The organism is Halorientalis salina, assembly GCF_005049285.1.
Taxonomy (GTDB): domain Archaea; phylum Halobacteriota; class Halobacteria; order Halobacteriales; family Haloarculaceae; genus Halorientalis; species Halorientalis salina.
In genome coordinates, this window is record NZ_SOSC01000002.1 from 365,942 (window position 1) to 379,087 (window position 13,146).

Genomic DNA, 13,146 nt, shown 5'->3' on the forward strand with positions numbered 1-13,146 from the left:
AGAGCTCGCTCTGACGGTGGACCAAAAAACCGCTCGCTCCTCCAAGTCGCTCGCGGGACTGCACTACTCGTCGAGGATGTTCTCAGCCAGCATCGGCACGAACGTCCCGATGTCGGTGACCATCCCGACGGCCTGTGCGCTCCCGCGGTCGAGGAGTTGCGTGACCGTCGCGGGGTTGATGTCGACGCAGACGGTCCGGGTGGTCGAGGGGAGACAGTTCCCGACCGCGACCGAGTGCAGGAGTGTCGCGAGCATCAACACCATGTCGGCCTCGTGCGCCTGCTCGCGGATGGCGTTCTGGGCCTCGAGGGAGTCGGTGATCGTGTCGGGGAGCGGGCCGTCGTCACGGATCGAACCGGCAAGCACGAACGGGCGGTCGTTCTCGACACACTCGTACATGACACCGGACTCGATGACGCCCTGCTCGACGGCGTCCTCGATACCGCCGGCGCGGATGATCTCGCTGATCGTGTAGATGTGGTGTTTGTGGCCTTTCCGGGGGTGATCGAGCGACTCGGTGTCCATCCCGAGCGAGGTGCCGTAGATGTCCCGTTCGAGGTCGTGGACGGCGAAGCCGTTGCCCGCCGAGATCATGTCGATGTACCCCTCGCGGACGAGGCGGGCGAGGTCTTCGCGCGCCCCGGAGTGGATGAGTGCCGGGCCGCAGACGGCCAGGATCTTCCCGCCCTCGGCTTTGGTCTCCTCGATAGCCTCGGCGATGTTGGAGATGGTCGTCTCGGAGGGGCGCTCAGATGAGACGCCGCCCTGCATGAACCCGAACGCGCCCTCCTTGCCGCGGGGGCGCTCGGGCGGGCTGACGCGGATGCCGGTCTCGCCGGTGACGACGAGTTCGTCGGCCTCGACAGCACTGAGAACCTTCGTGTAAGCGCGGGGCTGGCCGTCCTCGCCCTCCGGGTCGAAGATGACTGCACAGTCCATCTCGATGTTCTCGACTTCGATCCACTCGCCCTCGTAGCGGATCTCCGTGGGGTGGTTGGTCGTCGAGTAAAAGCCCTTGGGGACGACCTGGTCCTCGGGAGCGGGTTCGAGGGTTGCGTCCTTCGGGTCCGAGGGGTTGGCACCGTTCTGGTGGAGTTCGTGGATGATCGACTGGAGCGTCTCCTCGTCGTCGGCGGTGACGAGCAACCGGGCGTAGGACTCGGCCTCCTTGTGGCGACCGATCTCGAACTCCTCGACCTCGAAGGCACCACCCATGTCCATGATGATGCCGAAACTGGTCTGCATCATCCCCGAATCGATGATGTGGCCCGCTAACTCGACTTCGCGCGAGACTGTCATGCCCGAGAAATAGACGGACGGCGATAAGTGGGTTTTGGGTCGGGGGACGGGAAGCGACGCTGGCGTTTTCGTCCGTGCGAACCGGACACAACATTCATTATGGCAGTCGTACACGTCAGGATAACGCGGCCGTACGTTTCAGACGGCCGAAATGATCGACGTGTCGCCCGTCGGCCGAGGTCAGACGGATGGAACTGGCATACACGAACTACGTCCTCCCGTACGTCGTCGCGATACTGGTCAGTCTGGCGATGGTCGCCAGGCTCTGGAACTACCGCGACCGCCGCGCGGCCCGGAGTTTTTTGTTCGACGTTAGCGGCATCGTCCTGCTCTCGATCTGTAACGTGTTGCAGTTGCTGTCGACGGACGTGGGGACGAAGCTCTTCTGGTGGAACTGGCGGTTCGTCCCGATCACGTTCATGGGCCTTGGCTACATGTTCACCGCCATCGAGTACACCGACCGCGAGCACTGGCTCACCTACAGAACGGGCGCGGCGCTCGCGGTGATCCCCGTGCTCTCGCAGGTACTCGTCTGGACCAACGGGACCCACGGGCTGTTCTACGGGTACAGCTACGACGCGGCAGCGAACATGCTCGTTCCCCAGTTCGGACCGTTCTACTGGCTGTTCGCCGGATTCATCGTCGCCTGTCTCGGCGTGGGCATCTACCTCCTGTTGGACCTGGCCCGGACCCAGGCGGCCTTCACCAAGCAGGCGACGATCCTGCTGGGGTCGATCCTGCTGGTCCTCGTCGGCGAGATCCTCTGGTGGCTCCACGTCGTCCCCATCGACCCGGCACCGCTGACCAGCACCGTCAAGGTCGCGGGCTTCCTGTTCGGCGTCGCTCGCTTCGAGTTACTCGACATCGTCCCCGTCGCCCGGAAGACGGTCATCGAGAACATGCGCGACGCGGTGTTCGTCGTCGACCGGACGAACCGCATCGTCGACGCCAACGACGCCGGCAAGCGACTGGTCGACGACGACGCGGTCGTTCGCAAACAGATCGACGAGGTGTTCGACGCCGAAACGCTCGCGGGCCACGAGGACGCACGCGACGCGCGGACGGACATCGCGCTGTCCGTCGACGGCGAGGTGCGACACTTCGATTTCCAGATCTCGCCGCTGGCCGAACGGGGGACCGCCCACGGCGGTCGGCTGTTCGTCTTCCGGGACATCACCGAGCTGAAACGGCGGGAAGACGAGCTCTCGATCCTCAACCGCATCGTCAGACACGACATCAGAAACGACATGTCCGTCATCGACGGCCGGGGCGAACTGCTCGCCGACCACGTCGACGAGAACGGTGCCGAACACCTCCGGAAGATCCGCGAGAGCAGCCGGCACGTCGTCGATTTGACGGACAACGTCGGGCATCTCATGGAATCGATCACGAGCGATGAATCGATGGAGGTCGAGTCGGTCGACCTGTCGGCGGTCCTGCGGACCCAACTCGATCGGGCACGGATGCGATACGACGCGGCCACCTTCGCTGTCGACGGCAGTCTTCCCGACAGCTGTCACGTCCGGGCGAACGAAATGCTCTCGTCGGTGTTCACCAACCTGTTCAACAACGCCGTCAACCACCACGACGGCGAATCGTGTCGCGTTACGGTCTCGGTCGAGGTAACGGGTTCGACGGCTCGCGTCGAAGTCGCCGACGACGGGCCGGGAATTCCCGACGACCGGAAAGCGCGGATCTTCGGCCGCGGTGAGATGGGACTGGACAGTTCCGGGACCGGCATCGGACTCTACCTCGTCGACACGCTGGTCGACCGGTACGGCGGGACGATCACCGTCCGCGACAACGACCCGCGGGGCAGCGTCTTCACGGTCGAACTCCCGCTCGCGACCGCCGACCGGATCCGGGCGCAACCGTCGAGCGACCGGTAGCCGTTACTCCACGTGACAGTCGACCTGCCAGGTCAGCTCGGACTCGACGGCTCGCAACCGCTCGAACAGACCGCGCAGGCCGGCCGACTCGGTCGCCGGCAGGACGTGAAACCGGACGGTGCCGTCCCGAACGCTGACGCGGAACACGTCGCCGGTCAGTTCGTCGTTGACGAGATACAGCGGCATCGGCAGGTCGAACCAGTCGCCGAAGGTGTACCGGTCCGCCGAGAGCGCGCGCTCGACGAGCGATTGTAAGGACTCGGTGGACCGATCGGGCGTCGGCACGAGCGTAAAGACCGTCTCGCCGTCGTACTCGACGCCGCCGCTGTGAGGATAGCGTCGCTGCGGGCGTCGCGGGATGGCGAATCGGTCCTCGGTCCCGTCGTCTGCGTCCGACACGGTTCGTACCGCTAGCTACGGCGCCATCCCATTTAAGTAGCGGGCCGCTACGGCCGGTGAAAGGTGTATTCGAGGCGTTCGCCCTCGACGTTGGCCGTGACTGTGAGTTCACCGCGTTCGTGATCGACCAGGAGCGTCTCGACGCCCTCGCGCTCGAAGGTGTGCAGCGGCATCCCGGTTTCGACGGTCCCGTCGCGACTGACGGCGAGCCGCGCGTTCGGGAACTCACAGACGACGCGGTCGTCCGCCGCAGAGCACTCCCCGCCCAGACAGAAGTCGTCGAGGTGGTCGACGACGGTCCCCCAGTCTTCGAGACGTACGCGCTCGGCCCCCCCGTCCGGCAGACGGGAATTGTGTGCCGGATTGTCCATACATCTACCAGGAACCGGCACTGTATATGCGTGACGGCACCGCGGAGGTCGGTGCCGAGGGGCCGCTACTCGGCTCGGGTATCCATCTCTGAGGCATCCCGTGGCTCCGGGTCGGCGCGGTCGAGAACGAGGCGAACGTCGCCCCCGTCCTCGAAGACGACGTCGCCTTCGGAGTCGCGGGTGATCCAGGCGACGAGCCAGAGCCCGAGGCCGCTGGCGTGGTCCAGCGGCGTCTCGCTGCCCTGGCCGACGATGCGGCGCTCCTTCGCGGGGATGCCCGGGCCGTCGTCCGTGACGGTCACGCTGACGGTGTCCGGGCCCACGTCGACGCCGACCTCGACGTGCTGGTCGTCGGTGTGTTCGAGACTGTTCTCGATGAGGTTCTCGACGGCGACGTCGACGAGTTCGATCGCCTGGACCCAGGCGTGATCCGGGAGATCCGCCTCGATGGTCGCGTCGGGATACTGTTCGCGGAACCGGGCGATCTGGTCGGTAAGCAACACCGCGAGGTCGAGCCGTTTGCGCGGCAGCGCCCGTTCGCCGATGGTCTGTTCGATCTCCCGGGCCTTCTCGCTGAGCCCGGTGATCTTCTCGGCCCGACGCCGGACGGTCCGGAGCTTCGAGGTGAGATCCGGATCGGAGACGGCCCGCTCGACGAGTTCGGCGTTAGCCAGGATGACGTGCATGCTGTTTCGCAGATCGTGCCTGAGCGCCCGGTTGAGCACGGTCAGCCGACGTTCCCGTCGCTTCCTGTCGCTGATGTTCCGGAGGACGCCGACCGAGCCGCGGAACGATCCGTCCGCACCGGTCATGAGTGCGATGTGATTCTCGACGGGGATCGGGTCGCCGGTCGCGGTGTGGAACTCCATCTCGAAGATGGCCTTCTCGCGGTCGTCGTCGGTCAGCAACTCGCGGATGTGGGCTCGCCCACGCTGGAGGTCGGCCTCGCTCATGCCGAGTGAGATGTGGCTTCCCAGAACGTCCTCCTGCGTCAGATCTGTCTCGGTCTCGAACGTGTCGTTGAGTGCGACGATCTCTCCGGAGTCATCGAGGGCGTACACCATGTCCGGGACGGCGTTGAGCATCGTCTCGTACAGTTCCAGTTCGCGCTGACGCTCCTTGCGGTCGGTGATGTCCCGTGAACTGACGACGACACCACCGATATCCGGGTCGTCGACGAAGTTCCGTGCTCTCGCTTCCACCCAACTGATCGAGCCGTCCGGCTGTTGGACGCGGAACTCGCGGGCGATCGTCTCCCCCGAGGTACCGAGACACTGCTCGAAGGCGTCGCGTACCTGTTCCACGTCCTCGGGATGAATGTACTCGAATACGTCTTCGCCCACGAGGGCCGCGTGGGAATACCCGGTCATCCCCTCGATGGCTGGACTGATGTACTGGAAGGTGCCGTCCGGGTCGACGACGCTGATTACGTCCGTCGTCTGCTCGACCAGTTTCCGGTACCGGGATCGCTCGGTATCGCCCGAGTCCAGCACTCGGGCGATCACGTCCCGCAACTCCGCCGGGTCTGAGATGGTTCCAGCGGGCAGGTACTCGTCGATGCCCAGCGCGACGGCCTCCCGCGCCAGGTCGTCGTCACCCGTCGCCGGCACCAGGACGAGCGGGCAATCCGGGTTCCGTTCGCGAACCCGCCGGCAGAACTCGATGCCCGTCCCGTCCGGGAGTCGCTGCTCGACGACCAGACAGTCAGCGTCGGCGACCCGTTCGTACGCCCGTCCCACCGTCTCCGCGTGGTCGACGTCCCAGTCTGAAGCGCTTCTCAACGCGGACACGCGGTCACTATCGTCGCCGACGTACAACACCACCCGACCACCAGTCATGTGAGTTAGTCACGTATATCTGGCTAACGTACAAAAGCTTATGGACAGTTCCCCACAGAGAGCGGGGAACGGGTGCCGGCGGGGACACCGTCGAGAGCGGTGTCACTCGAAGAGGTCGTCGTGGCGCTGGGCGAGGTTCGTGTAGTCGCCGGAGTGATACGCCTCGAAGACGGCCTCGGGGTCGATGTTCGTCTCCTCGAGGGGCGTGACCGACGCCGGCATGCCGCGGACGAACGACTCGGCTGGGACCTCGTAGCCCTCCGGGACGACCGTCCCCATGGCGATGATCGAGTGCTCGCCGATGGTCGAATCGGTCAGCGTCGAGTTGAACCCGATCAGACAGCCGTCTTCGACGGTCGTGTCGTTGAGGACGGCCCCGTGGCCCACCATGACGTTGTCGCCGACCGAGGAGGCGTGCAGGACCGCGTTGTCGCCCACGTGCGATTCGTGCCCGACGCGGACCGGTGCCACGTCCCCGCGCAACACCACGCCCGGCCAGACGCTGGCGTTCGGTTCGACGGTTACGTCACCGACGACCGTTGCCTCCCGACTGACGTGTGCGTAGCCGTGGATGTCCGGCATCGTGCCCTCGAACCCGTACTCGCGGCTGTCCACCATACGACTGCCCAGGCAGTTGGTAGCTTAAAGGGTTGGCTCGGTGGTAACCACGTGGCCCCGGACCGGCGCGGGAGATTACGGGATATTGACGCACAACGCGACCGTCTGGGACGGAACCCAGGGGCAGTTGTGACCGACGAGAACCCGAACACCGACTCGGGAGCAGAGAGCGCGCCCCGATATCGGGAGAGGTAAACCACAGGGGTGGGAAGCCACGCGCGATGAAACTCGCACGTGCGGACACACCTGATGGCGTCGTCGAGGGCGAATACGTCGACGGCACCCTCGAAACCGACGAGGCAACGTACACGATCGGCGAGGACGCGACCCTGCTCGCGCCCTGTGACCCCGACGCGCTGTTCTGCGTCGGGCGCAACTTCGGCGAGAAGGTCGACCAGATGGATTACGACATCCCGGACGTGCCCGACTGGTTCATCAAACCGCCACACAGCCTCCACCCGCCCGAGCAGCCCATTCCCTACCCCGAGTGGACCGAGGAACTGACCTACGCCGGGGAACTCGCCGTCGTCATCGACGAGGCGTGCCACGACATCGAGGAAGACGAGGTCGACGACGTGGTCCGGGGCTACACCATTTTGAACGACATGGACGCCCTGGACCAGGAACGTCGCACCGCCCGCAAGGCCTTCGACAGCTCCGGGCCGCTGGGCCCCTGGATCGAGACCGACTACGAACCGGTCGGCAAGGAGATGGAGACCACGATTAACGGCGAGCGTCGCCAGCACGACAACACCGAGAACATGTTCAACAAGCCCCGCGAGACCATCGCCTTCCTCTCGGAGCGATACACCTTCCGCCCGGGCGACGTGATCTCCTTCGGCAGCCCGGCCAATCCCGGCCTGGTCGAACCCGGCGACGAGATCGAGATCCGCTACGAGGGCATCGGGACGCTGCGAAACACCGTCGAGTAGTCGACCGGTCGAACGGGTCGGCCGCCCGGCGCTCGCGAAGTATTTAACATCCGACAGCCACTGTAGCCGATACCGATTGATGAGTCATGGTTCTGATACCGGGAACGAACAGGGAGACCGCGGACGAGACGCGGGAACGGCCCCGTTCGCGGAGGTGCTAGCCGACCACGGCACGGCCAGTCGTGCGGACTTGAATTCGAATGGGGAACTTCCCGTCCGGGATCACCCGACGGTCAGGGCCGTCCTCGGCGACGTTGTGGCGTCCTTTCAGACCGAATCCGAGGACGAGTCGTTCGTCCCGACCCCATCGGCGTCGTACGTCGCCGAGCAGTTCTTCGATTTCGGGTATCTCGACCGGTACGAGGAGGTCGACCGGACCTGGGTCGACAGGCCGTACGCCTACACGTCGATTCTCTACGACGAGACGGACAACGAGTACGTCTATCACGTGAGCGAACCGGTCCTCGACGAGTTCGAGCAGTACGTCCGCGAGGACCTCGTCGAGTTGTTGCGGGACAACCTGCTGTATCACTCCTTCGAGGACGAGGCGGAGCGGGAAACGGTGTTCAGGCGGGAGGCAGAGCGTCTCATCACCGACCACGCGGCGACCGTCGACTCGGGGTCCCTGCACAAGTTGCTGTACTACCTGCTCCGGGGGTTCATCCACTACGGCCCGATCGACCCGCTGATGCGGGACCCGGCTATCGAGGACATCTCCTGTGACGGGGCCGACGTGCCGATCTTCGTCTATCACCGGACGTACCGGGACCTGGTGACGAACGTCGCGTTCGAGCGCGATCGGCTCGATCCCTTTACCTTCCGTCTGGCACAGCGGGCCGGCAAACAGCTCACCGTCTCGGACCCGCTCGTGGACGCGAGCCTCCCCGACGGGTCGCGCGTCCAGTTGACGCTCGGCGGCGACGTGAGCACGCGGGGGTCGAACTTCACCATCCGGAAGTTCGCCGACGTGCCGTTCACGCCGGTCGACCTCGTCGCGTCCGGTACCTTCTCGGCCGCACAGATGGCGTACTTCTGGCTGGTCATCGCGAACAACAAGTCGCTCATTTTCGCCGGCGGGACCGGCTCGGGGAAGACCTCCAGCATGAACGCCGTCTCCTTTTTCGTTCCGCCCCGGAGCAAAGTCGTCAGCATCGAGGACACCCGCGAGATCGATCTCCCACACGACAACTGGATCCAGAGCGTGACACGCGACGGCGTCTCCGCCGACGGACGGGGGGAAGTCTCGATGTACCGGCTCCTCCAAGCGGCGCTGCGCCAGCGGCCGGAGTACCTGCTCGTCGGCGAGATCCGGACCGAAGAGCGGGTCGCACTCGCCTTCTTCCAGGCCATGTCGACGGGCCACACCGCCTACACGACGATGCACGCTGACTCGGTCGAGACGGCGCTCAGTCGGCTACGGAACCCGCCGCTGAACGTGCCGGAACAGATGTTACAGGACCTCGACGTGATCTCGGTCCAGGCACAGACGTTCCTCGGGGACGACCGGGTGCGGCGGAACCGAACCGTCGCCGAGATATCGGCCGGCGAGTACGGCTCCGGCGTCGAGACCAAGCGCATCTTCGAGCGCGACGCCGCGACCGACACGCACGAACAGGTCGGGGACTCGGTCGTGCTCCAGGAGATCGCACACGATCGGGGCTGGGACGACACTCGGCTTGAGCGGGAACTCCGGGAGCGCGAGCGAGTCATCCAGTATCTCATCGATGCGGGGATGACCGACTACGGGGACGTGGCCCGGACGATCAAGATGTACCACCGCAACCCCGACCGGCTCATGGAGCGAATCCGCGCGGAGACACTGACGCGCGAGGACCTCCCGGACAGACGGCCGGCCGTCACCGACATCGGCCCGTCGGACATCAGTGGGGCGGAGGACCTCATCGAGGACTCATGAACGACGACAGCGGCGACGAGGTGACGGAAACCCTCCCGTCGGGGATGGATTCGGAGTACGGGCTCGGCGGGATGTCCGAGCCCAGACGGCCGCCGGACGCCGACGGGGACCGACTCCGCGAGGAGTACGGTCGACTCCGGGCCTACTTCAAGCGACGGCACCAGGCGTACGCCGACCTCCAGCGCTCGCTCAACCAGGCCCGGTCGGGCACCAGTTACGACGTCTATCTCACCAACGGCGTCCGCTACGCCGCGAGCGCCGCTGTCGTCGGCGCCGTGATTGGCGTCCTGTTGACGCTGTTGTTGGACTCCCTCGGAGTCGTCGCGGGGTTACAGAGCCCGCTTCAGGTCACGGGCAGTGTCTCCGAGTACGTCGGTCGGAACCGACTGCTGTTGGTCGGTGCGGGGTTGTCGGTCGCCCTCGCGCTGACGCTCTCCGGCCTCGTCTGGCAGATACGCTACAGGTACCCCGGGTACGTCGCCAGCGGGCGGCGGCGGAACATCGACGTGACGCTCCCCCACGCGATCACGTTCATGTACGCGCTCTCGTACGGCGGCATGGACTTGCTCGAGGTGATCGACGTCATCGCCGAGAAGGAGGACACCTACGGCGAGGTGGCAAACGAGTGCCAGATGATCGCCCGCGACGTGGAACTGTTCGGTAACGACATCTATTCGGCGCTGCAAAACGCCCGGAACCTCACGCCAAGCCGTCACTTCGAGCAGTTCCTCGACGACATGATCGCCGTGCTGGACGCCGGCGGCGACCTCACGGCCTTCTTCGAATCGGAGAGCGACGAGTACCTCGAAGAATCCCGCGAGGAACAGGAGTCGTTCCTGGAACTGCTCGCGCTGTTGAGCGAGGTGTTCGTCGTCGGCTTCGTCGCCGCGCCGCTGTTCCTCATCGTCATCCTCGTCATGATCAGCCTGCTGGGCGGGAACACCGTCGAGGAGTTGACGGCCCTGGTCTACGTCGTCTTGCCGCTGGCGATGATCGCGTTCGTGGTCCTGATCGATACCCTCTCGGAGCCGTATCGGATCGCGACGGTCGAGTTTGATATCCAGCAGGCGGCCGTCCTCGGCGGCAGCCGATCGGTCCTCCGGTCGGTTCTGGGCGATCGGATCGCCGTCTGCAGGGAGTGGGTCGCCGTCTGGGCCGGGACTGACGACGCCGTCCCGGACCCCCTGACCGAAACCGAGAAGCGACAGCGCCAGTACCTCGAATACGAGCGCCACCGGCGGTTGCAGACGGCCCGTGAACTCCTCGCGAACCCGCTGGACGCGATCAGTGATCGGCCGACGTTGACGCTCGCGTTCTCGGTGCCCGCGGCGACCCTGCTGGTCGGTGTGACGGTCGCCGCTGGGCTCGTCACTCCCACCGGCCGGGCCGTCGTCGAGGAGCCAGTGTGGACGACGACGCTGCTTTTCGTCCTGCCGCTTCTGGTCGTGCTCGTCCCGCTGTCGGCGTTCCACGAGCGGAAAGCCGGGCGGAACAGGGAGATCGCCAGCCGGTTCCCGGACACGTTGAACGTGCTGTCGTCGGCCAACCGGATGGGCGTCGCGTTCACCGACGCGCTCACCCTGGTTTCCCGATGGACGCGCGGGCCGCTGGCAGCGGAGATCGAAACAGTCAGAAACGACATCCGGTGGAACTTCGACACGCACTCGGCGCTGTACGCGTTCGCGGACCGGTTGCGGGTCGCCCAGCTATCCCGAACGCTGACACTGATCGCCGAAGGGGCGCGGTCCAGCACGGACCTGTCCCGCGTGCTCGCCATCGCGGCAGAGGACACCCGCGAGCGCGAGCGGGCCAGACGGCGGCGACACGCCGAACTGTCGTCGTACATCGCCGTCGTCGTGATCGGCTTCCTGGTGTACCTGCTGGTCATCCTCCTGCTCAGCGCCAGCTACCTGGAGCCGATCGCCGAGGCCGCGGCGACCGCGCCGGAGATTCCCGGCCAACCGGAATCACCCCTCGCCCTGCAGAACGTCCCGATCCAGACCTATCAGGCCCTGTTTTTCCACTCGGCGCTCATCCAGGGCCTCGGCGTCGGCGTGCTCGCGGGCAAGCTCTCGAACGACAGCCTGCTCGGCGGGCTCAAGTACAGCATCGCACTCGTCGCGCTCACACTCATCGCGTTCACGCTCGCATGACAGACAGAGATCTACCAGCCGACAGGGGTACAGCACGGACGGACCGACAGCGGTTTCGCGGTGACGACCGGGCCGTCTCGGCAGTTCTCGGGTCGGTCCTCATGTTCGGGCTAGCGGTGCTACTGGTCGCGCTCGTCCAGCTCAACGCCGTCCCGGCCGCGAACCAGCAAGTCGAGTTCGAGCACAATCAGCGCGCACAGGGCGACATGCAGGAGTTCCAGGAAGTGCTCACCCGCACGGCCGCAACCGGCGTCGAAGGGACGGTCAAGATCGAGGCCGGAACCGGCTACCCGACGCGACTGTTCCTGTTCAACCCGCCGCGGGCGACCGGGAGTCTCGACCTCTCGGAGTCCGGGACGGCGACACTGGACAACGCCCGGGCCGCGGGAGAGGCGGGCGATTACCTGAACGGAACCGAGCGGTCGTTCGCGACGAAGTCGGTCCGATACCAACCGAACTACAACGAGTACCGGAACGCACCGACGACGGTCTACGAGAACGGCGTGCTCTACAACCGATACGAGAGCGACCAGTCGCTCGTCCAGGAACGTGGTGCGCTCGTCAGCGGCCGGCGCATCTCGGTGGTCGCACTGCAGGGTCGACTCTCGACCGCCAGCGCTCACTCGGTGTCGGTCGGTGTAACGCCTGTCAGCGGCCCGGCCCGAACCGTCAGCGTCGCCGACGACGGGACGCCGATTACCCTGACGGTTCCGACCGAGCTATCAGTCGACGACTGGGAGGCGATACTCGACGACGAACGAACAGCAAACGGCGGCTACGTGGCCGATATCAGACCCGGACCGGACGAGGGGACCGTCACCATCGAACTCCAGCAGGGGGTCACCTACGACCTGCGGCTCGCCGCGCTCGGGCTCGGGTCCGATTTCGAACGGACGACAGCACCGCAGTACCTCGTCGACGTCGGGGAGAGCAGGTCGACGGTCCCCGAAAACACCACCCAGCAGTTCACTGTCGAAGTCAGGGACAGGTACAACAACCCAGTGAGTGACGTCGCAGTGACGGCGACGGCCTCCCAGGGAACGGTGACACCGGTGGAAACCAACCGGAGCGACAGTGACGGACGGGTCACACTGTCCTACGAGACACCGGCTGACGTAGACGAGACGACGCCCGTGACGATCACCGCGAGTTTCAACGGGACAGCGCCGGCCGCTCAACGTGAGGTGGTTTTGGAACGGAGTGTGTTCGACGCTGACGGGTCGGGAAGCGACGGGGATGGGGGGAACACGGTCAACCCGGGCACGGGACAGTCCGTCGCGTTGGTCGACTCGGAACTCGTCGGCGGGACGTGTTCGTCACGGAACCAGGACTGTGTGGCCGACCTCACCTTCCAGAACCTCGATGCGACGGCCGGCCGGAGCGTCTCCCGGCTGCGCGTCAGTTTCTACTCGGCACAGGGGGACGCGCCGCCGGAGACCTACACGGTCTCGGACTCGCCGAGCGGCCCGACCGCGACAGGGGACGTCGGTGGCCGCTTCAGGAACGTCTCGGTCACGCCGCTCGCCGCTGCCGACGGGGCGGCTGGCGGTCCCGACGAGCGGACCTACCGGTTCGCGTTCGACTTCTCCGGAAACAGGGACGGCGTCAAGCGGGGCGATTTCTTCGCTGTCGAGATCATCTACGAGGACGACGCCGGACGCAGATCGACGGCGACGTACTTCGGTGCACCGGATTAGGGGAGATGGCCCGCACGCGTCACCGCAGCGCGTGA

The 13,146-nt window shown here is 65.6% G+C and carries 10 protein-coding genes; 5 read left to right on the forward strand and 5 right to left on the reverse strand.

Going from position 1 to position 13,146, the window contains the following annotated elements; translation table 11 throughout:
• Nucleotides 1–63: 63 nt before the first annotated feature.
• Complete coding sequence (locus E2481_RS06335; protein ID WP_136716284.1) at nucleotides 64–1,299, reverse strand: ornithine cyclodeaminase; 1,236 nt, start codon at nucleotides 1,297–1,299, stop codon at nucleotides 64–66.
• 188 nt (nucleotides 1,300–1,487) lie between these two features.
• Between E2481_RS06335 and E2481_RS06340 the strand changes: the two genes are divergently transcribed.
• Nucleotides 1,488–3,188 carry a sensor histidine kinase gene (locus tag E2481_RS06340; protein ID WP_136716285.1) on the forward strand — a complete coding sequence of 567 codons (1,701 nt, stop codon included), beginning with the start codon at nucleotides 1,488–1,490 and terminating at the stop codon, nucleotides 3,186–3,188.
• Between the two features lie 3 nt (nucleotides 3,189–3,191).
• On the opposite strand, the gene E2481_RS06345 is transcribed toward E2481_RS06340, so the two are convergent.
• From E2481_RS06345 to E2481_RS06360, 4 genes are all read right to left on the reverse strand, one after another.
• Nucleotides 3,192–3,587 (reverse strand): hypothetical protein, encoded by a 396-nt coding sequence (locus tag E2481_RS06345; protein WP_136716286.1) that lies wholly within the window; start codon nucleotides 3,585–3,587, stop codon nucleotides 3,192–3,194.
• A gap of 47 nt (nucleotides 3,588–3,634) precedes the next feature.
• Complete coding sequence (locus tag E2481_RS06350) at nucleotides 3,635–3,958, reverse strand: hypothetical protein (RefSeq protein WP_136716287.1); 324 nt, start codon at nucleotides 3,956–3,958, stop codon at nucleotides 3,635–3,637.
• 65 nt (nucleotides 3,959–4,023) lie between these two features.
• The gene (locus E2481_RS06355) at nucleotides 4,024–5,796 is read right to left on the reverse strand and encodes a PAS domain S-box protein (protein ID WP_136716288.1); all 1,773 of its coding nucleotides are present in this window, start codon (nucleotides 5,794–5,796) and stop codon (nucleotides 4,024–4,026) included.
• A 102-nt stretch (nucleotides 5,797–5,898) separates the two neighbouring features.
• Nucleotides 5,899–6,411, reverse strand: coding sequence for a gamma carbonic anhydrase family protein (locus E2481_RS06360; RefSeq protein ID WP_136716450.1), 513 nt, complete (start codon nucleotides 6,409–6,411; stop codon nucleotides 5,899–5,901).
• A gap of 224 nt (nucleotides 6,412–6,635) precedes the next feature.
• Here E2481_RS06360 and E2481_RS06365 point away from each other — a divergent pair, with 224 nt between their 5' ends.
• The 4 genes from E2481_RS06365 (at nucleotide 6,636) to E2481_RS06380 (ending at nucleotide 13,111) form a co-directional block, all read left to right on the forward strand.
• Entirely contained in the window at nucleotides 6,636–7,346 is a 711-nt protein-coding gene (locus E2481_RS06365; RefSeq protein WP_136716289.1) for a fumarylacetoacetate hydrolase family protein, read from the forward strand.
• A gap of 79 nt (nucleotides 7,347–7,425) precedes the next feature.
• Nucleotides 7,426–9,261, forward strand: a complete 1,836-nt coding sequence (locus E2481_RS06370; RefSeq protein ID WP_136716290.1) for a type II/IV secretion system ATPase subunit — start codon at nucleotides 7,426–7,428, stop codon at nucleotides 9,259–9,261.
• Nucleotides 9,258–11,414 carry a type II secretion system F family protein gene (locus E2481_RS06375; protein ID WP_136716291.1) on the forward strand — a complete coding sequence of 719 codons (2,157 nt, stop codon included), beginning with the start codon at nucleotides 9,258–9,260 and terminating at the stop codon, nucleotides 11,412–11,414. The genes E2481_RS06370 and E2481_RS06375 overlap by 4 nt, the downstream gene beginning before the upstream one ends.
• On the forward strand, nucleotides 11,411–13,111 hold the full coding sequence (locus E2481_RS06380) for an Ig-like domain-containing protein (protein WP_136716292.1): 1,701 nt from the start codon (nucleotides 11,411–11,413) through the stop codon (nucleotides 13,109–13,111). Before E2481_RS06375 ends, E2481_RS06380 begins: the two co-directional genes overlap by 4 nt.
• Nucleotides 13,112–13,146: the final 35 nt, after the last annotated feature.